The sequence below is a fragment of the Moorena sp. SIO4A5 genome (genome assembly GCF_010672005.1).
Classification (GTDB): Bacteria; Cyanobacteriota; Cyanobacteriia; order Cyanobacteriales; family Coleofasciculaceae; genus Moorena.
This window is the reverse complement of record NZ_JAAHHZ010000070.1, coordinates 1-24,240: the sequence shown is the minus strand read 5'-3', so window position 1 is coordinate 24,240 and position 24,240 is coordinate 1. Positions and strand designations below refer to the sequence as shown.

The following is a 24,240-nucleotide window of genomic DNA, read 5'->3' as shown; positions in this document are numbered from 1 at the left end:
CATTCAGCCCTATAAAATCAAATCCATTGCTGTTTTTATGATTTCCTCCCGCTCCACCATTTTAGCAATTTCTTCAGCTTCATAACTTCCTTCAAATGCTTCTAATGAAGCGCGGTCTAGTGCGGATTGATAGGCATCTTCTAAAGTTTCTAATAATTCCTCTTCGGTTAAATAAGTTCCTTTAGCCTTGTGGCGCTTATTAGTACGTTGAATTTGTTTAACAGAATTACGGATTGATACTTCCCAAGATTTAGTCGTCCGTTTTTCAGCAGCTTTTTTAATTAGATGTAACAGCAGAATAATTCCATAGCTAAATAGTTTATTCAGTTTATCCGATTTGCTCATCTCCTCCAATTCTTCAATCAGTTCCAGGGCTTCAGGGATTTTGCCTTCGTAGAGCAATTCCTTGAGAGTCATTAATTCTTCCATTCGCTATTATTCCTCCGCTTTTCAATTTCCCCGTCGCGACTAATACCGAACCAAAGATATAGCAGTCGAAGTAAAGCTTAAGACATATTTCTACTCCCGACTCCCTACTCCCTACTCCCGACTCCCTACTCCCTACTCCCTACTCCCTGCTCCCTACTCCCTGCTCCCTACTCCCTACTCCCCTTAACCCATTACCCATTCCCAAAATAACCGTAAAATTGCCCAATGTCTCCAAATAGGCTATTCAACTAATTCGGCAATTGTACGGTTATCTTATTCCTGAAATAGCTTCTACTATAGTAATATCTAAACCGAAATCTCGGCAGTATAGAGGCTGTTATAAACGAGCTAGTTTCGGATCTTCTGTTGACTAACGTTATCAAGACGGTAGGACAATAACTAGTCCAAAGGGAATCAACTATCAGGGCATCTACACATAGGGTTGCAAATAGGTTGTTGTAAACTAAGAAGCTGATTTAACTTTTGGCTGTAAACTGTTGACGACTACTGACAACAGTTTACCAGAGGCTAAGAGTAAAAATGATGCTAATTGGATTATAGCACCTCTAATCAGGGTTGCATCTACTTTTTTTCTGGTTTATTATTACTTAGTTTAGAGTTTATTCTGGAGAACCTTTATAAATTCTTGCTTGCTGCTGAGGTGTTATCCATGCTCCTCTTGAAAACTGGGATTGAGGGGGTACAAACTGCTTTTGCAGTGGACTATATTCCAGAACCTCTCCCGTTTCTATCTTATAGACCCAGCCATGAAGCCGAATGTCCTCACTTCTGAGTCGAGATTGAATAACTGGGTAAGTACGTAAATTTTGTAGCTGGTTAAGGACGTTTTCCTCCACCGCCCCATTCAGGAGTTCGTCACCTTCATAGTCTTGATAGTGTTCTTTGATAATCCGGCGAGTAGCTTCGGCATGCTTGAGCCATTGGTAAACGGCTGGCATGTCCTCTTCTAGCTTGTCGATTTTCAGTAAACCTTTCATCGCTCCACAGCGATAGTGACCGCATACGACAATTTCATTAATGCCTAAGGCATAAATAGCATACTCTACTGCTGCTGGTTCACCGCCATTACTTGCTCCATAAGGCGGTATGATATTCCCGGCATTGCGGATGATGAACATTTCACCAGGCTCAGTTTGAGTAATCAGACTCGGGTCAATTCGAGAATCTGAACAGGTGATGAATAGTATCCTGGGATGCTGCCCGTGAGACAGTAACTCAAATAGGTCTCGGTGGGTCTGGAAGTAATTGGTCTGGAATTGATGCAGACCTTGAATCAACTGCTTCATTTAAGGCTTACAGCTAGATGTTCTATAATTGGGATCTTCAATAATTTTATAGGCAATAGCCGTCTTAATTGACTTTCAGGTTTGTATTTCGGTCAGCTATCAGTTATCAGCTATCAGCTATCAGCTATAGCAGAAGTCAGAAGTCAGAAGTCAGAAGTCAGAAGTCAGAAGTCAGAAGTCAGAAGTCAGAAGTCAAACTCTTGCGCTTACTTAGGTTTGAGACTTTTGTCATGTCCGCGCCTGCCCTGGCGACTGCTATATCAGCTATCAGCTATAGCGCTACGCTTAGCGTCAGAAGTTAGAAGTCAGAAGTCAAAAGTCAGCTATGAGTAAGTTTCGGAGTTTAGGAATGTCCTAACAGTAGCGCGTAGTGCTATATCAGCTAATAGCTGATAGCTTACCAGGTAAGTATTGGTTTAATCTCTGTTACGTCTGCTGACGGCACCTCAAGTAGCGTGAGCTTTTAGCTGACGGCTGACGGCTGACGGCACCTCAAGTAGCGTGGCCAAAGGCCAAGGCTGACGGCTGACGGCTAACGGCTGACGGCTGACGGCTGACTGCTGACCGCTGACTGCTGACCGCTGAATGCTGATATTATTGATTGAATTGGAACGGAGAGGGAGGGATTCGAACCCTCGTTAAAGTTGCCCCTAAACAGCATTTCCAGTGCTGCGCCTTCAACCACTCGGCCACCTCTCCAGGTAAAGTATTCAGTTGGAGCTTTGAATCTTTTTCAATTCATCGCCCGATTTCTTATTATACAGAAAATTATATACGAAGTCAATGACTCAATCGTACACCATTCAGATTCATAATCGCCAAACTGGTGCTAAGCACAAGGTAAACGTGCCAACTGACCGCTATATCTTGCATTCCGCAGAAAAGCAGGGTGTAGAGCTACCCTTTGCCTGCCGCAATGGAGCTTGTACCACTTGCGCAGTGCGAGTATTGGCAGGAAAAGTCTACCAACCGGAAGCCATGGGACTATCTCCACAATTGCGGGACCAAGGCTATGCTCTATTATGTGTGAGTTATCCCCGGTCAGACCTAGAGGTAGAGACTCAGGATGAAGATGAAGTGTATGAACTTCAGTTTGGTCGATATTTTGCTAAAGGGAAGGTTCGGTTTGGGCTGCCACTGGATGAGGATTAGGACAATAGCCGAGCAGAGCTGCAGTAGAGCGGGGAGCCTGCTTAGTTGCTTTCTGCTCTTGCTTGGGGGATGCCAATTAACAAATGTCCCCAACCAGATTGAAGCTCAAGTGCAACGGGTGATCAGTGGACACACGGTGGATGTGTTGATCTCCAATCAAGATCCACCATTAATGGCACGAATCCGGATGATTGGTATAGAGGCACCAAGCTGGAAACAAAAGCCTTGGGGAGATCAGGCGAAAACCTGTTTACAGAAGATGCTCAGTGAAACTAGTGAAACTGGTGATCAAAAATCGGTTATGTTAGAGCTTGATGTTGAGGAAAAAGACCGCTATAGCCGCTGGTTAGCCTATGTATGGCTAGATGGTGTGTTGGTCAATGAGCAGTTGGTAGCTAAGGGCTGTGCCTTAGCTTCACCCCTAGTCCCCAATAACAAATATGATGCTAAAATAGCCCGTGCTCAAGAATACGCCAGAATTATGGGCTATGGGATTTGGAACCCAGATCAGCCTTTGCGCTTGACACCAGCAGAATTTCGCCGTCAAAATCCTTAGTGGTTATTAGTTATTAGTCATCAGCTATCAGTTATCAGCTTAAGCGCTACGCGCACGCTACTTGAGGTGCTATCAGCTGTGCTTATGGGTACAGTCACAGTGTCGTTCGCACAGCGTGGCCATTCGCGTAGCGTGGCCAAAGGCCAAGGCCAAAGCCTGTGCCACGCTGAGGTACTTTTGAATAAAATAAGCTGACCGCTGACCGCTGACCGCTGACCGCTGACCGCTGACCGCTAACCGCTGACTGCTTACCGACTCAATTGATAAACTACAGGTTATCTGCTCAATGACAGAACATACCTCCGAACAACTACAAACTTTCCTTGATATTGCCGCTAAAGCTGCCACTGCTGCTGGTGATGTTTTGAAAACTTACTGGGGCAATCTCAAAACTATAGAAGAGAAAGGACGTCCTGGAGATTTAGTCACTGCAGCTGATAAAGAAGCTGAAGCAGTAGTCTTAGATATACTCAAAAACGATGTGCCAGACCATTCGATTCTGGCAGAAGAATCGGGTCAACTGGGAGACAATCAAAGTAAATACCTATGGGCGATTGACCCCCTCGATGGTACTACTAATTATGCCCATCAATACCCCATTGCTGCTACCTCTGTGGGGTTGTTGATTGACGGCAAGCCTCAGGTGGGAGCAGTATATAATCCCTTTCGGGATGAGTTATTGTGTGCAGCTGTGGGCTTAGGGGCAACCTGCAATGGTCAGCCAATCCAGGTTTCCCAAGTCTCTGACCTGAGTAAGAGCTTGTTAGTCACTGGATTTGCCTATGACCGGCGGCAGACTTCCGATAACAACTATGCCGAGTTCTGTTACCTGACTCATCTGACTCAAGGAGTTCGCCGTAGTGGTTCTGCATCCATCGATTTGTGTGATGTTGCTACTGGACGATTGGATGGCTATTGGGAACGAGGGCTTTCTCCTTGGGATGTAGCGGCTGGCATCGTTATCCTAGAAGAAGCTGGTGGTAAAGTTACCGCTTATGATCGCAGTCCTATTGATATTAATTCTGGGCGGATTCTGGCAACTAATGCCAAGATTCACGACAGTCTTAGTGCTGCCTTGTTAGAGACACCACCTTTATCTTCTTGGAAATAAAATAGTAAGCATTCAGTTATCAGTTATCAGCTATCAGCTATCAGTTTTCAGCCATTCGCGTAGCGTGGCCCAAAGGCCAAGGCCAACGGCTGACGGCTGACGGCTGACCACTGACGGCTGACGGCTGACAGCTGACTAATTATTTATAATAATAGATGTAAAGTCGATTAATTGGCGTCCCTAAGTGACGCATTTTTTATACCTAATGTCTATAATTTATACAGAAAATGTTGATCAATTTTTCCATGCTGTTTCTCAACAAGAAGATTTAAAACAGCAGCTAATAGCTACTATAAATCCAGAAGAGGTAGTTAAGGTAGCACAGGATTACGATTTTAAGTTTACCGTAGCTGACTGGCAACAGTTTATCCAGGGGCATCACTCCAGTCAGCCTACCAGTGATACTTTTAAAAATGAAATAATAGGATTAGATGTTACAGAGGAACAGTTAGATGCTTGGTGGAAATTTGCTTGGGAAACAGGAGATATCAATCTGATCGGGTGGGTTTATGATAAGAGAGATGCCATCAATTGGGTGCAATTGCTAGATGAGTTTAAAGTGATTAAAAAAGAGGATTAATTTTTAGCTATCAGCGGTCAGCGGTCAGCGGTCAGCGGTCAGCGGTCAGCCATCAGTGGTCAGCCATCAGTGGTCAGCCGTCAGCCGTCATTAATCAGTTTTCAGCTTATTTTATTCAAAAGCTGATAGCACCTCAAGTAGCGTGCGCGTAGCGCATAAACTGATAGCTGATAGCTGATAGCTGATAACTGATAGCTGATAGCTCACGATTCAATCACTCCATTAATCAGTAACGCTGCCTTAGTTTTGTCTAAAATAACTTTTTCATAGGTTTTGATTGAGTCCTTATGAATCGGTGTAGCCATGAACCGATAGTGACTGGAGGTTGTTAGTTCATCAATCTTCAGGTTAGTCGCCATCGGGTCTTCTATCTGATACTCTTTCTCGAAGTAAAGTAAGCTAATTGTGGTCAGGTGTATTCGATCAGCAATAGCAGCAGCAAGCAATCGATAAAAACGAGCTGCAAAACGGGGGTCTTGCTCTAGTTTATGGGTTAATTTAACTCGATCAATGCCAGAAGCACTTCGGTGATACTAGGTTCCCAGATCCCTCCTCCCTTGATCAGGTTATCCTTAGTCTGTTCAACCAGACCGGGATTTTTCCCAAACCGAGTTCCTGTGACTTGGGCATTACTGAGATTAGCATGGCTTAAGTTTGCTGAAATCAAGCTAGCGCCACTCAAGTCAGCGCCACTCAAGTCAGCGCCACTCAAGTCAGCCCCACTGAGTTTGGCATCCCTTAAGTCAGTATCACTTAAGTCAGCATGGCTGAGATTAAGACTACTGAGATTAACACCCCTAAGGTTGGCGTTGCTGAATCTTCGAATGAATGCGCGATCATCTGGTTTTAAGAGTAGGTGCGCGCCTCCAAGGGCGCGAGCAATCCCTCGCGCCCTTGGGTCGCACCTGTAGAATGGGCATCTTGGTGGAACGGGCATCTTGGTGGAACGGGCATCTTGGTGGAACGGGCATCTTGCCCGTTATCAATATCTGGTCGAGCGGGCAAGATGCCCACTCTACTGCTATTCATTAGTTGATTCAGCAACGCCAAAAGCCAAGCTAGCTAGCCACAGTTAATCCTGGTGGGCAAGGTGATTGGTCAATCCAAGCGCTCCAACCAATTTATTTCCCCTTGCCCACCCTACAAAACTGGCTAATGCTAAAAATTAATTCTTCATTCTTCATTCTAAATTCTTCATTCTTCATTCTAAATTCTTCATTCTTCATTCTAAATTCTTCATTCTTCATTCTAAATTCTTCATTCTTCATTCTTCATTCTTCATTCTTCATTCTAAATTCTTCATTCTAAATTCTTCATTCTAAATTCTTCATTCTTCATTCTTCATTAGTCTATTGCCTTTTGAGTTGTTCAGCGAAGCTTCCTAATTTCCTCTACAGGTATGCCAGTAGTTTGGCTAATCGTTTCATCATCCAAAAGAGGCATAAGTTGGCGTGCAATTGTTTGGGCTTTTTCTTTCTCCCCTTCTTCTCTCCCTTGTTTCATGCCTTCTTCTATTCCTTGTTTCATTCCTTTTTCTCTCCCTTGTCTCTCAGCAAAAATAATCAGCCCTTGTTGGTCATGAATAAACATTTCTCGTTTTCCTAGTTCTTCCAACTCCTTCCTGGTTAAATTCGCCTGAGAAGCAATCCCAAATGCCTGTTGAAACTCTGGGAGTTGTGCCATTTTCTCTGGGACTGTATCTAAGGAAGGGGCATTTTTTAAAAAATACATCCACAACTCATCCAATTCTTCTAACTCCTCCAACTGCTTCTCAAATTTCGGTAACTCTACAAACAATAATTCTAAGTGATTTTCTACGTAGCTGATGTTAGTACTTTTTTCTCGGAACTCAAAATGATTAATTACCTGATTATGCTCAGGAAACATAATAAAATCGGTAATGGTCAGAGCAATCACTGGTTTGAGATAACGGTAGCCTTCCCCTTTACCTAATTGTAGTGAGTAAGCTTTAGCTGCGTTATACAAAACTCGACGAGCAAAAGACTCTACCTGCAAAACCTGCATTTCAATAATCACTAGAGAACCATCCTTCAGCTTAGCTTTCACATCGAGGAAAGAGTCTTTGAGGATTGGCAGAGGAGAAGACTGATAAGGATCAATAATTTCCAAATCTTGGATGAGAGGTTGATTGTGATAGACAAGAGCATTGAGGAAGCTAATCAGAATCGGCTTACTTTCCTGGGAGGCAAAGATTTTTTTAAAGGCAAAGTCGGTTTTGGGGCTGATGAATTTCATGGCTGAGATTGGGCTGAGGGTGCGCTTAGTCAAAGAAGTAGTAGACTACAACTATAGCAATTATAAGACTTGTGAGGTACAAATATCTAGGTTTTAGGGAGCAGGGAGCAGGGAGCAGGGAGCAGGTAAGAGGGAAGAGGGAAAAAATCCTGTTTACCTTACACTCCCCATCTCCCCACCCTTGCCACACTTACTTTCTTTTTTACAACTATGATATGGACCCTACTCCTCCTCTTCTTCTTCCCTGAGCCAACGCCAAATCAACAAGCAAAGATTCAACACTATGATTAGGTTTGCATCAAGGAACAAAGCTAGTAACTCCACAACGAACTCTATTAATAGCCAACGTTTTCGGTTGCGATTAGTCTTCTTGGTCATGGCCATGATGTTTAAATTAAATGCATCTGACTTCTAGCTTATGGAGTAAAAAAATAGGTGTATAGGGCTTTGATATAAAAATTTGGAACGGTATTTACTGGAAAATATAATTAAATAAAAATAGGCGTTTTAAGTATGAACTAATAAACTAAAATATGCTAAAATAAAAACAAATAAAAATTTTGAAGTAGCTAACACAATTCGCAATCTACATGGCATAATTTAGTTAAGCATTCAGCGGTCAGTGGTCAGCTAATGCGCTATGCGCACGCTACGCGAACAGCTTATGAGAGTTAAGTTTCACAGGCTAGAAGCCTGTGCCACCCTACTCCCTACTCCCTACTCCCTACTCCCTACTCCCTACTCCCTACTCCCTACTCCCTACTCCCTACTCCCTTTCTTATGATAAATACCATGACCAACCAACAATCTCAACAACAACAGTTCCTGGCAGAAATAGCTGACCAGATTTTCCCGATATCCAAAACCTCCGAAACCCAAAAAGTATGCTTTCAACTGCGTTTTAGTCCTGACAACTGGCAAGAAGAGAATGTCGAGATTGCTCGCAAAATGGACACAAAACTGGGAGCGTTTAATGAACAGAGCATTAATGCTACCCTGGCCGAAGTACTGAAAAAGCTGAAAAAGCAGTTTCGGGAGGAAATGGCGAAACATGGGGTAAATTGGGAGCATAAACGAGGAAGACCAGGGGATGAAAAACAATCTCCCTGGCGAATTGCTTATGGCTGGTTATGGGAACATAAATTTCCTTACTGGCAAATGGATTGGCTTTGGCAAGACCTAATTAAAAAAGCGGCATCTCCTTCCCATTGGCTTCGTTTTACTCCAGATCCTACTCTCAGAGGCTTGGTTGTACCCCCAGGGAATAGAGACGAGCCACCTGTAATTGGTTGTAACATTCCCTACTATATACATGTGGAGCTAGATTGTGACCAACAGCATGTGTTGTTATTAAATCGCGGTTTAGAAGATAGCAACTATGTAGTCTGTCCTTCCCAAGCTTTTGCTCCACTTAATCGACTCCAAGACAAGAAAATACTTATGCCTCAGCTAGGGGCAACATATTACAATGAAAAGATAAGATTTAATAGCACAGGGCAAGAGGAGTTTCTGGCTATTGTCTTAGACGATTCCTTAGATTTACCTTGGTTAACGCCTAATCAAAAGGAAGCAGCTCCGAAGTTGAATCCGAAACGGCTTAAGGAATTGTGGACAAGGTTGGCAGAAGATAGCAATAATTGGCAAGCATTTTATCGCTCTTTCCAGGTAGTAGAAGCATCTGCTTAGAATTAGGTAACAGGAAATAGAATAGGAAAATATGGACGAACAAGCAATTGAAGCTTATTTAAACCTGATCCAACAACTGCTGCAATGCCCCAAAGGACAGGAAGGGGAAATACTGCAAGCCAACACAGAACTAGTGAATCAGGAGTTGGTGCAGATAATGGCAGCAGTAGCAGCACAAATGGAAGAGGATGGAGATAACAATGCCAATTGGTTGCGAAGTTTTGCTCAGCACTTAGCAGAGATACTCAAGATTCATTCGACTGAAGTTCCTTTAGAAGACTATTTCAATTTCCTAATGTCCATCTTGCAGGCAGTTGAAACTGACCATAGTCCTCAATCCATTTACCCCCTACTGGAACAGAACCTTGACAAGCTAGATGAAAACTTAGGGCAGATACTGCTATCTTGGGCAAGGGAAACCCTCCCTCAACTTCAGCCAAAAGAAGCTGAAATTATTGCTAGAGTTATTGGCGAATTCGGTAATTTGATTCAACAGTTTCCTCTTGGTAACATAGCTAATAACCTAGAAATTGCCATTGTTAGTTATGAAGTTATTCTCACAGTTTTTACCTTGGAGGCATTTCCCCAACATTGGGCAACCACTCAAATCAATCTGGGCAATGCCTACTTGGATAGAATAAAAGGAGATAGAGCCGAGAATATCCAAGAAGCCATCACTGCTTATCAACATGCCCTAGAAATCCTTACCAAGTCAGCATTTCCCCAAGATTGGGCAACCACTCAAATCAATCTGGGTATTGCCTACAAGAATAGAATAAAAGGAGATAGAGCCGAGAATATCGAAGAAGCCATCACTGCTTATCAACATGCCCTAGAAATCCGTACCAAGTCAGCATTTCCCCAAGATTGGGCAATTACTCAAACCAATCTGGGCAATGCCTACTTGGATAGAATAAAAGGAGATAGAGCCGAGAATATCGAAGAAGCCATCACTGCTTATCAACATGCCCTAGAAATCCGTACCAAGTCAGCATTTCCCCAAGATTGGGTAATTACTCAAACCAATCTGGGCAATGCCTACTTGGATAGAATAAAAGGAGATAGAGCCGAGAATATCGAAGAAGCCATCACTGCTTATCAACATGCCCTAGAAATCCGTAAAAAGTCAGCATTTCCTCAATATTGGGCAATGACTCAAAACAATCTCGGTGCTGCCTACAATAAGAGAATAAAAGGAGATAGAGCCGAGAATATCGAACAAGCCATCGCTTATTATCAACATGCCCTAGAAATCCGTAAAAAGTCAGCATTTCCCCAAGAGTGGGCAAGGACTCAAAACAATCTCGGTATTGCCTACAAGAATAGAATAAAAGGAGATATAGCCGAGAATATCGAACAAGCTATCACTGCTTATAAAAATGCCCTACAAATCCATACTCCAGACAACTTACCTCTCGACTGTCTGAAAACAGCTCGCAATTTAGGTAATTTTGCTCTGGAAAATAACAATTGGCAACTAGCTATCGAAGGCTACGCCCTAGCTATCCAAGCGGTAGAACAAAGCCGGAGTTGGGTAATTGATGAGGAGCGTCGCCAAAAGATTCTTGCTGATGCCATTGAGGTATATGGCAACATAGTACAAGCTTACCTCAATTTAGGAGAAATCGAGAAAGCACTGGAATATGCTGAACGTTCTCGTGCCCAACGGTTGGTAGATATGATGGCTAGTAATCAATTAGACCAAGAGGGAGAAATTGTTCCAGAACTAAAACAGCTTTTGCAGGACTACGAGGAACTGCAACGGCGTATTAATTCCCTCCGTTTTGGTTATGCTTCGGAGGCTGTTCCAGTTTTGGCAGGAAGTCCTAATAAAACCATGTCATTGGGAATGGCAGTGAAACAATCTGATCAATCCTTGACTAGGGACGCTTTATTAAAATACCAGAAAGAAATCCAGGAATTAGAGGCACAAAAACAGCAAGTTTGGCAACAACTGCGCAGCTATGACCCGGTTTTGGCAGGACAAATTCAAGTGAATCATCTCGATTGGAAGCAAATGCAGCAGTTAATCGAGGAACCAACCACTGCTCTGCTCAGTTTCTATACAACGGGTAAGGATACCCATATTTTTATCCTGCTCAAGGATCGCAGTCCTCAAGTTTTTACTTGTGTAGGCCAGGGAGGAGAAGCACTACAGAATTGGATTTTATAAAACTGGTTTATTCCCTATGTTGGTTCAAACAGTGAATGGAAACATAAGATGGGGGATTTTCTTCAGGAACTTGCTGAGCGCTTGCAGTTGGAAAAGCTGGTGGGACAGTATCTGACTGGGATTGAAGAGTTGATTATTGTGCCTCATATATTTTTACATCAGATTCCTTTTGCTGCGTTGCCCTTAAAAAGTGAGGAGCAAGAGGGTTTATTACCAGCGGAGCAAGAAAAGAGTTCTCTTCCCCAAACTCGCGGTATGGTCTTGGGCAGCAAATCCTCCAAATCCTCTGCCACTAAATCTGTTACCCAAACTACTTACTTATGCGATCGCTTTGGTATTCGCTTGGTTCCCAGTTGCCAAATCCTCCACTATTGCCACCAACGCCCAGCAATTGAAGGTCAGCAAATGGGTATAGTCGAAGATGCTACGGAAGATCTGCCCTTTAGCAGTTTTGAATGCAAAACCGTTGCGGAAATGTATCACGTTCCTGCTGAGCAGCGCTTACAAGGACGGGATGCCACGGTCAAATCATACCAAACCTTAGCCCAGCAAGTGCATATCCTCCACTCCAGCCATCATGCCAAATCTAACGTCATGAAGCCGTTGGAATCTCAGTTAAGGTTAGGAGATGGTGCCCTGACCCTGGGTCAACTTTTAACTCCTGGTTGGCGGATGCCCAATCTTTCCGAAGTTGTTGTCTCAGCCTGCGAGGTTAATTTCACTCCTACCAAAATTACTGATGATTTGCTTAGTCTAGCTACCGGTTTTCTCTGTGCTGGAGCCAGGAGTGTGGTTAGTACCCAGTGGTCGGTAGATGATTTGTTTCTAGCCTAATCAGGTACACAGGATTTTTTCCCTGTTCCCTGTTCCCTGTTCCCTGTTCCCTGTTCCCTGTTCCCTGTTCCCTGTTCCCTAAAACCCAAGACTCTGTACCTCACCCAATTGAAAACCGCTATAATGATCAATAATGTCAAAGTAATTTACCATCCCCTTGTGCAGCATAAGTTAAGCCTGATGCGTCAGGCTGGAACGAGTACAGCCAAATTTCGTAAACTCCTTAAAGAAGTTGGGTTATTGTTGGCATACGAGGTAACACGGGATTTGCCCCTGAAGTATGAACCAATCAATACACCAATCTCGCCGATGCTAGCTCCGATGCTGGCTTCAGAAAAGAAGATGGTGATTGTCTCGATTATGCGAGCTGGACAGGGTCTGTTAGATGGTATTCTAGAACTAATCCCATCCTCTCGTGTCGGTCATATCGGTTTGTACCGTGACCCCCATACCTTTGTGCCCATCGAATATTATTTCAAACTCCCCGATGATATGACTCAGCGAGATGTGTTGGTGGTTGATCCGATGTTAGCTACAGGTAATACTGCCGTTGCTGCTGTTGACCGACTCAAGGAAGTTAGCCCGAAGTCCATTAAGTTTCTGTGCTTATTAGCCGCACAGCAAGGGCTTGACTATTTCCAACAGCAGCATCCGGATGTAGTGATTTATACGGCGGCTATTGATCAAGAATTAGATCACCATGGCTATATTGTTCCAGGACTTGGGGATGCAGGCGATCGCTTGTATGGTACGAAGTAATCTAATATAGCGGTTTTCAATAGGGAACAGCGGATCTGGGAATAGGGAACAGGGAACAGGCAAAAGGCAACAGGCAAAAGGCAACAGGCAACAGGCAAAAGGCAAAAGGAAAAAGGCAAAAGTTTGGTATAACAGCTTTGGCAGCTTGTATCAATGTCAAACACCTTAATGCGTAGTGCTATAATCTCGAACTATTAAATTATCCCGTTCGCGTAGCGTGGCCATAGATTGTAGATTGTAGGGTGGGCAAAAACAGTTTGGTTCCAATCAGTATTAATGATGAGATTACTTTGCCCACCCTACTTTAGCTACTTTAGCTGACAGCTGAACGCGCACGCGTGAGCTTTTAGCTCACGGCTGACAACTGACAGCTGACGATTTGTGAGTTTGACCATCGCTGATGGGATAAATAAGCATATCCCACTCAAACCGAAGTTACATCAGCCACCAGGGTCAAGTTGATGAATCAAACTATTCAGCGATGCTATTTACTCGGCCATCTTTTACTCTCTAGTGTCCTCATCCCCAATATCGCCACCGCCCAAATCAGCAGTGATGGCACCTTATCCACTACGGTGACTAGTGATGATGGGGTGAATTTCTTGATTGAATCTGGGGTAAGGACTTCAGATCATTTGTTTCATAGCTTCTCGGAATTTTCTGTACCCAGCAACGGGTCAGCCTTTTTTAACAATGCTGGGGATATTGTCAATATCTTTAGCCGTGTCACCGGAGGAAATATTTCTAACATTGACGGCTTGATTCATGCTAATGGTAACGCTAATTTATTTCTGATTAATCCCGCTGGGATTATCTTTGGGCAAAATGCTTCCATAGGCTTAGGTGGTTCATTTTTCGCTACTACTGCGGAGAGTGTAGTATTTGGAGATGGGATTGAATTTAGTGCCACTGAACCAAACCAAGCGCCGTTATTAACGATTAATATTACCCCTGGTTTACAGATGGGAACAAATCCGGGAAATATTACAGTAACTGGTCCAGGACAGATCCTAAATGGCAGTCTTTTCGCTCCTTTCGATCGCAGTAATTTCGGGTCCCAATTACAGGTTCAACCAGGGAATACTATAGCCTTGGTAGGAGGATCGATTAGCCTCAGGGGTGGTTTACTATCGGCAGAAGGAGGACAAATCGAAATCGCCGCAGTAGGGAGCAACAATTCTAGTGCGATGGTGCCATTAACACCAGTAGCATCCGGCTGGGATCTGGACTTGAGTCAACTGTCAAACTTAGGAGATATTCAACTGACCGAAAACGCCCTCCTTGATACCAGTGGAAACACCGCTGGCTCAATCAGATTGAGAGGAGCAACCATTACAGTCGGAGATAACTCCAGCATACTGACTCAGAATGAAGGTAGTCAAAGTGCGGGAAATACGATACTTCATGGTACTGAAAGTGTAACTATCGGAGATAATGACGCCAACGGCAGTTTCAATACCTTTGTGGCTAACCTCTCCATATCCAGTGGTGACGGAGGAGATATAGAAATTATTACCAAAAATTTAAACGTGCTTGGGGGAGCACATCTATTGATCAACGCCTTTGGAGAAGGTGACTCAGGGAATATCAACATTGTTGCTCCTGAATCAGTAAATATAATTGGTTGGGCCGCTTTGAACCCTGAGAATCCCAGTGATTTGACTAGTGATGTAAATTCTTTGACCTTCAGCAAAGGCAGAGCAGGGGATATTACCATATCCACCAATCAACTAAAAATAGCTGTAGGACACATTTTAACCTTTACTGCTGGTGAAGGTGATGGGGGTAATATCACCCTCAATGCTACAGAATCCATTGATATAGTGGGTTTACTTTCAGGTGTCAACAGGGATACTGCAGTTAGTGCTGCCTCTTTTGGTGAAGGTGATGGGGGTAATGTGGAGGTAAATACAGCCAGATTGTGGCTCACCGATGGAGGAGTAATTGATGCTTCTGCTTTTGATTCTGGTAATGCTGGTAGTGTTACCATCAATGCTTCGGAGTCTGTCACCTTACTCGATACCCTGCCAACTCGTTCTACCACGACTCTGATTTCTAGTAGGGTAGGACGTCCTATTCCTATATTCCGAAGACTATTTGGACTAGACCCCATCCCCACTGCCAATGCTGGCAACATCACGATTAATACTTCCGAGTTAACTATCTCAGGAGATCCCGATACCCAAGATGCCGAAATTAGGGTCAGAAATGAAGGATTTGGTGATGGGGGAGAATTATTTATTAAGGCTGATACCATCAACCTCAATTATGGCGCTACTATCACCGCCTCCACCTTCTCTGGGAAAAAAGGCAATATTAACCTCGATATCACAAACGGTTTACTATTGCGTAATGGCAGCAGTATTACTGCGGAAGCTGATAACGATAGCGATGGTGGCAAAATTACCATTAACTCCGATTTAGTCACTCTGATGGAACGGAGCTTGATCCAAGCCGACGCTAATCGAGGCAATGGTGGAGAGATTAAGATTACTACCCAAGGCTTATTTGTATTTCCTGATAGTGCCATTACCGCTAGTTCTCAGTTTGGGGTAGATGGGGTGATCACCATTAACAATCCTGACGCCGATCCCGCTAATGGCTTAATTCAACTACCGACAGAACTGCGCGATCGCACTCAACAAATCGCTAAAGGTTGCGGTTGGACTGCTACCAGTAGTTTTTATATTACCGGACGGGGTGGTATCCCCCAAGATCCCAGTGCTATGGTGCCCGGTGGCCAAATTTTATCGGATGTGCGGGATATATCTGATCTATCCATAGTGCGCGCCATACCCCAAGCTGAAGATCGTAAACCAGACACTAATACTAAAGCACCGATAGTGGAAGCTAATGCTTGGATTATTAATTCAGAAGGTAATCTCGAATTAGTCGCTGTTGTTAACTCGAGCCAGGCTGGGGATTTTCTACGAGCAACTTGTGCGATTAAAGAGGATTAGATTGTCGGGTGGGCAAAAACAGTTTGGTTCCAATCAGTATTAATGAGAGCGATTACTTTGCCCACCCTACTTTAACTGCTAAGGTGGGCAAAAACAGTTTGCTTCAAATGAGTATTAATGATGAAATTATTTTGCCCACCCTACTTTAACCATTAATATCTTACCAAGACAATCATGAAAACCATCCTAAATTTAGTCACCGTCGGATTACCCAGTTTATTGCTAGCACTGACAGCTACTCCTAGTTTAGCTAGTTTAGCGATCGCATCTCCTCACCACTCTGAAATCACTATTGCTCCGACCTTGCAAGCCCAAACTCCTCAGGCTACCAGTAAACGTAGTAAACTTAACCAAGGCAGAGCCTATTTCAACAGGGGACAATTTGCCCAAGCAGCGGAAATCTGGGAACAAGCAGCCCAAGATTACGCAACTCGCGGTGACTCTCTCCATCAAGCCTTGAGTTTGAATTATCTATCCTTAGCTTACCAACACCTAAGTCAGTGGGACCTTGCCCAAACCGCTATTGAATCCAGCCTTAATTTAGTGGAATCAGCTAGCAGTAATAATCCTCTGTTGTGGGCGCAAATTCTTAATACAAAAGCTAGACTACTGTTCCACACTGGACAAAACCAATCTGCCCTAGAAACATTTCAACTGGCACAAAAATATTATGATCAAGCAGGAGATAAAACTGGTGCTTTTATTAGCAAAATCAACCAAGCGGAAGCCCTCCAAAGCTTAGGATTTTATAATCGTGCAAAAGATATACTCGAAGAGATTAATCAACAATTATCAACTACAGAAAATTCTGCTGTTAAAGTAGGAATGCTCAGAAGTTTAGGGATCGCTTTAGAAGTGTTGGGGGATGTAAGCGCTAGTAGAGAGGTACTCGAACAAAGCTTATCTATTGCGGAGGATATCGAAGCCACTAACCAATTAGGAATTATCCTGTTGAGTTTAGGCAATACAGCCCTTGATTCTGGCGATAATTCAGCAGCATTAGATTACTTTAAACGGGCAGAAAAGGCAACTACCAATCCAGAAGAAAAAGTTAAAACTCGACTCAACCAACTACGCCTCTATGTCCAATTAGAACAGTGGCAAAAGGCTAATGCTCTCGCTCCGCGAATTTACCAACAACTGAGCCAATTACAGCCCAGTCGCTCCTCTGTTTATGGTGCAGTCAACTTAGCCGCTAGTTGGCAACAAATGGGTAACAAAGGTAACTCTTTGACGCTCCAACAAGTCAATCAAATCCTTGTGCAAGCGGTGAAATCTGCCCGCAAACTCAAGGATGCCCAAGCTGAAGCCTATGCCCTCTATCACTGGGGTAAACTTTATAGTAGCAATGGTCAGTTAGCTGACGCTATCAAGCTTACCCAAAAATCCTTAATTATTGCCCAACAAATTAACGCCACGGAAATTAGTTCCCAAGCGGCTTGGCAATTAGGAAAATTGCACAAAAAACAGGGAAAATCGACGGAAGCGATCGCCGCCTATACGGAAGCAGTCAAAGACTTAAAAACTTTGCGTGGTGATTTGGTTTCCATTAATCCAGATATCCAGTTTTCCTTCCGAAAAAGCGTTGAACCAGTATACCGAGAACTGGTAGAATTGTTGCTAGACGGTAATCCTAGTCAAGAGTACCTGAAAAAGGCACGCCAGATCATTGAGGATTTACAATTAGCAGAATTGGATAACTTTTTCCGGCAAGCTTGTTTAGATGCTAATGTTGCCCAAATTGATCAGATTGACAGGTCAGCAACGGTAATTTACCCGATTATTTTGCCAGAACGTTTAGCTGTGATTGTCTCCGCCCCCGGTAAACCCATTGGCTATTATTCTACTTCTGTGCCTGCAGCAGAGGTGGATCAAACCCTGACTAAATTTTTGAGCTCCCTCCATCCTGTCTTTAAGCAAGACCAACGTTTACCCCACCTCCAAAAAGTTTATGACTGGCTAATCCGACCTGCGGAACAAGAGCAAATTTTAACGGATACCAAAACCCTCGTGTTTATCCTGGATGGCAAATTACGTAAACTGCCGATGGCAGCCTTACACGATGGAGAGCAGTATCTAATGGAAAAATACAATATTTCCCTGTCTCTAGGGTTGCAACTGCTAGATCCACAACCGTTACGAAAAGAGAAATTTAGTATAATTGCTGGGGGATTGAGTGAAGCTCGTCAAGGCTTTAAAGCTTTACCAGGGGTGAAGCAGGAAATTCAGCAAATTTCTAAAAGCTTGAACCCAGACTCAATCATGCTCAATCAAGACTTCACTAGCGAGAGAGTGTCCAAGGAAATAACCACTAAAACCTCCAATGTGATACACTTAGCTACTCATGGTCAGTTTAGCTCCAAAGCTGAGGAGACGTTTATACTAACCTGGGAAAATAAAATTAATGTCAAAGAATTAGAGCAACTGCTGCGTACTCAAGAATTGTTGGGAGAAGACAAAATTGATTTACTCGTTCTTAGTGCTTGTCAAACTGCTAAAGGGGACGATCAAGCGATGTTAGGGTTAGCGGGTTTTGCGATTAAATCGGGAGCGCGTTCTACCTTAGGGACATTGTGGAAAGTGCGTGATGACTCCACTGCTATATTCATCAACAAGTTTTACGAATACCTAAAACAGCCAGAAATCACCAAAGCAGAAGCTGTCAGGAAAGCCCAACTAAATTTGATTGGAGATGCCAAGTTTAATGAACCTCTGTTTTGGGCACCTTTTATTCTAGTCGGTAATTGGTTGTAAAGGGAATAGGGAGTAGGGAGTAGGGAGTAGGGAGTAGGGAGTAGGGAGTAGGGAATAGTGAGTAGGGAGTAGGGAGTAGGGAATAGGGAACAGGGAACAGGGAACAGAAAGGGGTTAAGCAACGTTAATTTTATTAAAATAGTCAACAAAAATTATAGGGTTTATCGCACTTATCGAGGTACAATTTATTGAAAGTATGATTCCCTTGAAATTATATTTAGTATTGCCTTGTGCATTTTATAGCATTTCCAAATAGCTAATTATTAATTATCAATTCTTAATTCTTAATTCTTAATTCTTAATTCTTAATTATTTTTTTATGAGCCAATTGTTGGTCAATCTCTCGATTCTATTTTCCCAACCTACGGGTATTGCTAACTATGCCGCTAATCTTTTTCCTTATTTAAAACCTCTCGACCCTACCTTACTAATTTCTTCCACTGCGTCTAGCCGTTTCAGTGCTACTACCTACACTTGCTACCCAATTCCAGGGAATTTAAGCCCTGAACAAGGCACGAAAGGACATTTTCGCCGTCTGTTGTGGACTCAGTTTCAACTGCCGCGAATTTATAAAAAATTGCGAACGGATCTTCTGTTTTCTCCTGTTCCAGAAGCTCCCCTCTTCACCAATTGCCGCTATGTGGTAATGGTTCATGATTTGATTGGGTTACGGTTTCCCCAGGGTTTTTCACCCTTAACTACCTACCAACGCTACTATATCCCTCAAGTTCTTGCTCAAGCAGAACACATCATCTGTAACTCTCGGGCTACTGCTAGAGACCTTACTGACTTCTTCAAGATTCCAGCCGCAAAAATCACCCCGATCTTACTGGCTTACGATGCCAATCAATATTATTATGTGGATACAGTAGATGGTGGAAAAGATGGGGAAAACCGGGAAAATTGTCCCTATTTTCTCTACATCGGACGCCCAGACCCCCACAAAAACCTCCATCGGCTGATTGAGGCTTTCGCTGCTCTACCCAATTGCCAGGACTACCAACTCTGGATTGCTGGCGCAACGGATAAACGCTACACACCATTGCTGGAAGCCCAAGCGGAGGAACTGAATATATCCAGTCAGGTCAAATTCCTGGGATATGTTCCTCAGCACCAGTTACCGACCATGATTAGAAATGCGATCGCATTTGTATTCCCCAGTCTTTGGGAAGGCTTCGGTATCCCTGTATTAGAGGCAATGGCTTGCGGTACTCCTGTAATTACAGCCAATCTCTCCTCCTTACCCGAAGTAGCTGGAGATGCCGCTATATTAATCAATCCTTACAACCCTGAGGAAATCACAGCAGCCATGGCAGCAGTAGCAACCGATGCTCAAATGCGATCGCATCTTCGCCAATCAGGTCTTGCTAGAGCCAGTGAATTTAGTTGGCAAAAAACTGGGCAAGCTACGGTAGAGATTCTAAATCATATCGCAAAGGGAATAGGGAACAGGGAATAGGGAACAGGGAACAGGGAACAGGTGATCAGGTGATCAGGTTAAAGGTTACAGGTTAAAGGTTACAGGTTAACTGGTTATTAAACCTTGGCCAAAAGGCCACGCGCTTCGCAGCAAAGCGGGACTTCGTCCATGGCGTTCAACCTCTTCAACCTCTTCAACCTTAAACCTTAAACCTTCAACCTGATCAACCTTCAACCTGATCAACATTCAACCTTCAACCTGATCAACCTTCAACCTGATCAACATTCAACCTTCAACCTGATCAACATTCAACCTGATCAACCTTCATGGTTGCTTTACAAAAAACCTCTTAGATATAAAGATTTTGTGAAATCCTTTCGATTCGTGTCCTAATTACAGCAAAAATCTCACTAATGTAGTGAAGCCCAATAAAGACTGAAGCCAAATCAAAGTAACAAGTGGTGTGACATGAACAGATTTTCTATGTACACGATCTCAAGAGAAAGCCCAACCCAATCAAATCTACGCCGATTGGAACTATTGCTGGAGTATTGCCAACTGGCAGCGCGTCCAAGTTTGTCTGTGTCAGACAGCAACCGTATGGCTGAGATCCTCGAACTAGCTGAAGCTGACCAAATCCTTAGCCTGTTGATAGATAAAGCTGATCTAGTTATAGCCAAACAATTTAGCTGGCTGAGTGACAATGATATTGATACCTATAAAAACCAAACCGCCAAGTTGGAAGAGTATTTAGAAATCTTTGTTTCCCAGAAATCACCTAGGAGCAGTGAAACTCTACGTCATAAATTTGCTTGTTTCACTGGAAATCCTTAAGAGTAACGTAAGCATTCAGCTAATGCGCTACGCGCACGCGTGCGCGTTCAGCATATGCCCGTAGCGCATTAGCTTACTTCAGGATAAGCCATAGTCTTCGAGCATAGAGTTGTCGATATCAAAAAAATAGTCTCTTAAAACTTTCCTCATACGCTGATATCGTTTTCGCAAGGCTGTATTACTTGCTAAGTTTAGGCGTTCTTCAATTTCAATCCAGGACAATTCCTCCATCACTCGTAACACAAAAATATCAAAATCTAGAGGACTTACTAGTTGTCTAATATCTGACAGTATTTCCTTGACATATTCATCCGATAAATAATCGGAACCATCATTGGAGCTAATCTGGTATTCTATAGAGCTAAACTCACGTTCTTTTTTCCAATGCTTTCCTTTCTTGGCAAAATGCTCTCTAATCACATTTAAGCAGGTTGTTCTTAGCCAAGCTGATGGATTTTCAATATCTTGTCCAGATTCAATTTTGCTAACTCCGCGAATATAGCTTTCGATAAAGATGTCAAAGATATCAAATTTGTGTTCAAGGTTGAACTGCTTGAGTCGGAATTCAATAAATGCAAAAAGTCCAGATTTATCTCTTTGGTTTAAAAGAGAATTAACAGCGGCATCAAATTGTTTACGATTAGGGGACTTTGGAGGTTTTCTAGGTTGCATATAGTGTAGTTCCTCAGTAAAAATAAAAGCAGATAATGCCCCTGACTTTCAATTGTATTTGAGAAACTTTATGATCACTATTACTCACTTAGTGACGATTAAGTCTCGATTTGTGACATTGATAAGTAGGTAGGGGAAAATAAATTGATCAAGGGTATAACCATGAAACAATGAGGTTACCGAGCTGTGTTGCCAAATTGGCATAAAAAATCTTTCCATAGCGGTGTTTTAGTATGCCCCTACTTACATTTGTCCAAGAGTGACCCTAATGACTATAGCCCTTATGATCATCAAAGAATTACCACATCAGTTGCCACATTAGTTGCCACATTAGTTGTAAGTGCCCATGGCGTGGGTCGGCGATGCTTGCTCCCAATTGCTTGTAGTCAGCTGCCAGTCAGAACTGCTGTAGACGTAAGTGATGCGGATATGCTCTAGGATTATGTAGAAGCAGGTAGATTTTAGCCAGTCTGAGGGGTCTTGAATATCTTGTCCAGATTCAATTTTGCTAACACCACGAAGACAGCCTTCAAAAAGTATCTGGCCTATATCAAGTTCCTGTTCAAGATTGAAGTACTTGAGTTGGCGTTTAATAAATGTATATACCTCAGAGTTTTCTTTTTGTTTCCAGCTAGAATCAACTACTGCATCAAATTTTTGACGATTAGGGGATTTTAGGAGGTCTTGGGTTTGCATCTGGTGTACTTCCTCTAGAAAAATCAACATACCAAGTTGAGGCTTATTACTTCAGTTTTTCTTGAAGAAGCCTCATGATTATTCTTAATAAATAATGAGAATTAAGTCTTGATTTGTGACACTGATCGAGTTTGATCGGTCAGCTAACCCGCGACGCCCATCATTTCAATCTCCTTGGGGACTCCCTTTATAGTCAAAGACAAGTGCGGGAGACGGGGCGCCTATTGTGCGGACGTAGGTGACCCACACAGCACCTTGGGAATTAGAGACCAGATTTGTTGTTCTTTCCGATGATCTCCGCTAGAATAGACCTCTTGCAAAAGTATTTTTCTGATAGTGTTTGCGTCAATTCTTCTCCACTGTTCCCAGATCCGCTGTTCCCTGTTCCCGACAACTGCCGCGAAGTCTAATAGACCAATGGGGACACCGATTAATGCCCTCCATCAAGGAGCGGTTTATGTGCAAGCTGAAAAGCCTCTGAATCAGACATAAACCAAAAACTAACAAGTAAGCCCGATGTTTACTCGGAGGGTTTAGAGGCTGTTTGGCTCAGCCAGTAAGAGTTTTGTACTATTGCGAATCCCTGGCTATAATCTTGATTTAGCGATGGGAGTGTCAAATCAATTACAATACCACAATACCAAGTTTCCTTAGATATGTAACAGTACTCGAAAGGGTACTTTTATTTGTTTTTATTTGTGTTATGCTTAAAGATTAGACATCTCCAGAAATTAGGTTTTCACCTAGATAGGATCGGGGTTTCAGATTCTTTGTTGGAGATGTCTATTAGTAACAAGTGTCAAGGATTTCTTTCTGCTCCCTGTTCCCCGTTTCCCGTTCCCATTGGCTGAATACTTACAAAGATTACTGACCCTTGAGCCTTTTTCCTCAAGAGGTGCAATCACCCACAGAAAGTCCTTTAGATACCAACCATTCCCGATTGAATAGCCGTGACTGATAACGACCACCGCCATCACAAAGCACAGTCACAATTGTATGACCAGGTCCCATTTGTTTAGCCAGAGCAACAGCAGCTCCGACATTAATCCCGACAGACCCTCCCATAAATAATCCATCCCGGCTCAGCAGCTGGTAAACTACCCGGAGACATTCGTGGTCATCAATTTGAATGGCATCATCAATGGGAGCCCCTTCCATATTCCCAGTAATACGGCTGTTACCGATACCTTCTGTAATAGAGCTACCTTCCGGTTTAATAACACCCGTCTTGACATAACTGTATAAACCACTACCCATGGGGTCAGCTACCACACATTGAAGGTTAGGATTTTTTTCTTTCAAATACATCGCCACCCCTGCATAGGTACCACCTGTCCCAGTTGCTGAAACCCAAGCATCAATTTTCCCGTCAGTTTGCTGCCACAGTTCTGGCCCAGTGGTTTCATAATGAGCCTGTCGGTTTGCCAAATTATCAAACTGATTCGCCCAGATGGCATTATCCATCTCTTGGGCAATGCGTCCAGAAAGCTTTACATAATTATTCGGGTTTTTGTAGGGTACTGCTGGCACTGGGCGAACTTCAGCTCCCAGTGTTCTGAGGGTATCCATTTTTTCTTGGGATTGAGTTTCCGGGATAATAATCAGGCACTTGTATCCCTTAGCATTACAGATATGGGCTAGACCAATGCCCGTATTCCCAGCGGTTCCTTCAACCACTGTACCCCCAGGCTTGAGTAAGCCTTTTTCTTCTGCATCTTTAATAATATAGAGGGCAGCTCGGTCTTTTACAGAACCTCCTGGATTTAGAAACTCCGCTTTCCCTAGGATTTCACAACCCGTCTCTTCGCTAAAGCTGTTTAACCGAATAAGTGGTGTATTTCCAACTGTGTTAACAAAACCTGCTTTGATATCCATTTCAATCAAGTTTAAATTATAAAGAATGAAGAATTAAGAATGAAGAATTAAGAATGAAAAATGAAGGATGAAGAATCCTTAATCCTTCATCCTTCAGACCTGATAATTATTTTATATCATGTCAGGATAATTACCCTTAATAAAAATCTCCCCCATCTCCCCATCTCCCCATCTCCCCATCTCCCC

Annotated in this window: 27 protein-coding genes and 1 tRNA gene; 16 read left to right on the top strand and 12 right to left on the bottom strand. The window is 43.1% G+C overall.

All coding sequences use genetic code 11. From position 1 onward, the window contains the following. Nucleotides 1-9 precede the first annotated feature (9 nt). A complete protein-coding gene (locus tag F6K57_RS21050) occupies nt 10-429 on the bottom strand; it encodes a DUF29 family protein (protein ID WP_293019914.1) in 420 nt (139 codons plus the stop codon). A 620-nt stretch (nt 430-1,049) separates the two neighbouring features. Then, complete coding sequence (locus tag F6K57_RS21045) at nt 1,050-1,736, bottom strand: carbonic anhydrase (protein WP_293036472.1); 687 nt, start codon at nt 1,734-1,736, stop codon at nt 1,050-1,052. 81 nt (nt 1,737-1,817) lie between these two features. Between F6K57_RS21045 and F6K57_RS21040 the strand changes: the two genes are divergently transcribed. Next, the gene (locus F6K57_RS21040; protein WP_293070476.1) at nt 1,818-2,069 is read left to right on the top strand and encodes a hypothetical protein; all 252 of its coding nucleotides are present in this window, start codon (nt 1,818-1,820) and stop codon (nt 2,067-2,069) included. A 279-nt stretch (nt 2,070-2,348) separates the two neighbouring features. Here F6K57_RS21040 and F6K57_RS21035 read toward each other — a convergent pair. Further along, nucleotides 2,349-2,435, bottom strand: a tRNA-Ser gene (locus F6K57_RS21035). An 84-nt stretch (nt 2,436-2,519) separates the two neighbouring features. Between F6K57_RS21035 and F6K57_RS21030 the strand changes: the two genes are divergently transcribed. The 4 genes from F6K57_RS21030 (at nt 2,520) to F6K57_RS21015 (ending at nt 5,135) form a co-directional block, all read left to right on the top strand. Further along, nucleotides 2,520-2,888 (top strand): 2Fe-2S iron-sulfur cluster-binding protein, encoded by a 369-nt coding sequence (locus tag F6K57_RS21030; protein ID WP_075905329.1) that lies wholly within the window; start codon nt 2,520-2,522, stop codon nt 2,886-2,888. Further along, the gene (locus F6K57_RS21025) at nt 2,878-3,444 is read left to right on the top strand and encodes a thermonuclease family protein (protein ID WP_293070474.1); all 567 of its coding nucleotides are present in this window, start codon (nt 2,878-2,880) and stop codon (nt 3,442-3,444) included. Before F6K57_RS21030 ends, F6K57_RS21025 begins: the two co-directional genes overlap by 11 nt. A 286-nt stretch (nt 3,445-3,730) precedes the next feature. After that, on the top strand, nt 3,731-4,555 hold the full coding sequence (locus tag F6K57_RS21020) for an inositol monophosphatase family protein (protein ID WP_293019906.1): 825 nt from the start codon (nt 3,731-3,733) through the stop codon (nt 4,553-4,555). 205 nt (nt 4,556-4,760) lie between these two features. Continuing rightward, a complete protein-coding gene (locus F6K57_RS21015) occupies nt 4,761-5,135 on the top strand; it encodes a Nif11-like leader peptide family natural product precursor (RefSeq protein WP_293019904.1) in 375 nt (124 codons plus the stop codon). Nucleotides 5,136-5,338: 203 nt separating this feature from the next. On the opposite strand, the gene F6K57_RS21010 is transcribed toward F6K57_RS21015, so the two are convergent. Further along, nucleotides 5,339-5,581: a hypothetical protein gene (locus F6K57_RS21010; RefSeq protein ID WP_293070471.1), complete on the bottom strand. Its 243-nt coding sequence runs from the start codon at nt 5,579-5,581 to the stop codon at nt 5,339-5,341. 47 nt (nt 5,582-5,628) lie between these two features. Next, the gene (locus F6K57_RS21005) at nt 5,629-6,072 is read right to left on the bottom strand and encodes a pentapeptide repeat-containing protein (protein WP_293070469.1); all 444 of its coding nucleotides are present in this window, start codon (nt 6,070-6,072) and stop codon (nt 5,629-5,631) included. 1 nt (nt 6,073) lies between these two features. Between F6K57_RS21005 and F6K57_RS21000 the strand changes: the two genes are divergently transcribed. Then, nucleotides 6,074-6,211 carry a hypothetical protein gene (locus F6K57_RS21000; protein WP_293070467.1) on the top strand — a complete coding sequence of 46 codons (138 nt, stop codon included), beginning with the start codon at nt 6,074-6,076 and terminating at the stop codon, nt 6,209-6,211. A gap of 45 nt (nt 6,212-6,256) precedes the next feature. On the opposite strand, the gene F6K57_RS20995 is transcribed toward F6K57_RS21000, so the two are convergent. The 3 genes from F6K57_RS20995 to F6K57_RS20985 all read right to left on the bottom strand — a co-directional run bounded on the left by F6K57_RS20995 (nt 6,257) and on the right by F6K57_RS20985 (nt 7,769). Further along, on the bottom strand, nt 6,257-6,403 hold the full coding sequence (locus F6K57_RS20995; protein ID WP_293070465.1) for a hypothetical protein: 147 nt from the start codon (nt 6,401-6,403) through the stop codon (nt 6,257-6,259). Nucleotides 6,404-6,503: 100 nt separating this feature from the next. Next, nucleotides 6,504-7,391, bottom strand: a complete 888-nt coding sequence (locus F6K57_RS20990) for an Rpn family recombination-promoting nuclease/putative transposase (protein ID WP_293070463.1) — start codon at nt 7,389-7,391, stop codon at nt 6,504-6,506. Nucleotides 7,392-7,613: 222 nt separating this feature from the next. Then, entirely contained in the window at nt 7,614-7,769 is a 156-nt protein-coding gene (locus F6K57_RS20985; RefSeq protein ID WP_293070461.1) for a hypothetical protein, read from the bottom strand. Between the two features lie 317 nt (nt 7,770-8,086). Between F6K57_RS20985 and F6K57_RS20980 the strand changes: the two genes are divergently transcribed. From F6K57_RS20980 to upp, 5 genes are all read left to right on the top strand, one after another. Then, a complete protein-coding gene (locus tag F6K57_RS20980) occupies nt 8,087-8,233 on the top strand; it encodes a hypothetical protein (RefSeq protein WP_293070459.1) in 147 nt (48 codons plus the stop codon). After that, the gene (locus F6K57_RS20975) at nt 8,184-9,077 is read left to right on the top strand and encodes a hypothetical protein (RefSeq protein WP_293070457.1); all 894 of its coding nucleotides are present in this window, start codon (nt 8,184-8,186) and stop codon (nt 9,075-9,077) included. The genes F6K57_RS20980 and F6K57_RS20975 overlap by 50 nt, the downstream gene beginning before the upstream one ends. A 31-nt stretch (nt 9,078-9,108) precedes the next feature. Continuing rightward, nucleotides 9,109-11,250 (top strand): tetratricopeptide repeat protein, encoded by a 2,142-nt coding sequence (locus F6K57_RS20970; protein ID WP_293070455.1) that lies wholly within the window; start codon nt 9,109-9,111, stop codon nt 11,248-11,250. A gap of 48 nt (nt 11,251-11,298) precedes the next feature. Next, on the top strand, nt 11,299-12,084 hold the full coding sequence (locus tag F6K57_RS20965; RefSeq protein ID WP_293019897.1) for a CHAT domain-containing protein: 786 nt from the start codon (nt 11,299-11,301) through the stop codon (nt 12,082-12,084). Nucleotides 12,085-12,207: 123 nt separating this feature from the next. Then, a complete protein-coding gene (upp, locus tag F6K57_RS20960) occupies nt 12,208-12,843 on the top strand; it encodes a uracil phosphoribosyltransferase (RefSeq protein WP_293070453.1) in 636 nt (211 codons plus the stop codon). A 16-nt stretch (nt 12,844-12,859) separates the two neighbouring features. Here upp and F6K57_RS20955 read toward each other — a convergent pair whose 3' ends face one another. Next, nucleotides 12,860-13,003 (bottom strand): hypothetical protein, encoded by a 144-nt coding sequence (locus tag F6K57_RS20955; RefSeq protein ID WP_293070451.1) that lies wholly within the window; start codon nt 13,001-13,003, stop codon nt 12,860-12,862. Between the two features lie 301 nt (nt 13,004-13,304). Between F6K57_RS20955 and F6K57_RS20950 the strand changes: the two genes are divergently transcribed. The 4 genes from F6K57_RS20950 to F6K57_RS20935 all read left to right on the top strand — a co-directional run bounded on the left by F6K57_RS20950 (nt 13,305) and on the right by F6K57_RS20935 (nt 20,811). Beyond that, nucleotides 13,305-15,803 (top strand): filamentous hemagglutinin N-terminal domain-containing protein, encoded by a 2,499-nt coding sequence (locus tag F6K57_RS20950; protein ID WP_293070449.1) that lies wholly within the window; start codon nt 13,305-13,307, stop codon nt 15,801-15,803. Nucleotides 15,804-15,977: 174 nt separating this feature from the next. Continuing rightward, nucleotides 15,978-18,557: a CHAT domain-containing protein gene (locus F6K57_RS20945; protein WP_293070447.1), complete on the top strand. Its 2,580-nt coding sequence runs from the start codon at nt 15,978-15,980 to the stop codon at nt 18,555-18,557. Between the two features lie 319 nt (nt 18,558-18,876). Then, nucleotides 18,877-20,016 carry a glycosyltransferase family 1 protein gene (locus F6K57_RS20940; protein WP_293070445.1) on the top strand — a complete coding sequence of 380 codons (1,140 nt, stop codon included), beginning with the start codon at nt 18,877-18,879 and terminating at the stop codon, nt 20,014-20,016. A 429-nt stretch (nt 20,017-20,445) separates the two neighbouring features. Continuing rightward, complete coding sequence (locus F6K57_RS20935) at nt 20,446-20,811, top strand: hypothetical protein (protein ID WP_293070443.1); 366 nt, start codon at nt 20,446-20,448, stop codon at nt 20,809-20,811. 78 nt (nt 20,812-20,889) lie between these two features. On the opposite strand, the gene F6K57_RS20930 is transcribed toward F6K57_RS20935, so the two are convergent. Then, nucleotides 20,890-21,483, bottom strand: coding sequence for a sigma-70 family RNA polymerase sigma factor (locus F6K57_RS20930; protein ID WP_293070441.1), 594 nt, complete (start codon nt 21,481-21,483; stop codon nt 20,890-20,892). Between the two features lie 330 nt (nt 21,484-21,813). After that, nucleotides 21,814-22,209: a hypothetical protein gene (locus F6K57_RS20925; protein ID WP_293043361.1), complete on the bottom strand. Its 396-nt coding sequence runs from the start codon at nt 22,207-22,209 to the stop codon at nt 21,814-21,816. 306 nt (nt 22,210-22,515) lie between these two features. Between F6K57_RS20925 and F6K57_RS20920 the strand changes: the two genes are divergently transcribed. After that, entirely contained in the window at nt 22,516-22,671 is a 156-nt protein-coding gene (locus F6K57_RS20920) for a hypothetical protein (RefSeq protein ID WP_293070439.1), read from the top strand. Nucleotides 22,672-23,067: 396 nt separating this feature from the next. Here F6K57_RS20920 and F6K57_RS20915 read toward each other — a convergent pair whose 3' ends face one another. Then, nucleotides 23,068-24,054, bottom strand: coding sequence for a cysteine synthase A (locus F6K57_RS20915; protein WP_293070437.1), 987 nt, complete (start codon nt 24,052-24,054; stop codon nt 23,068-23,070). Nucleotides 24,055-24,240 lie beyond the last annotated feature (186 nt).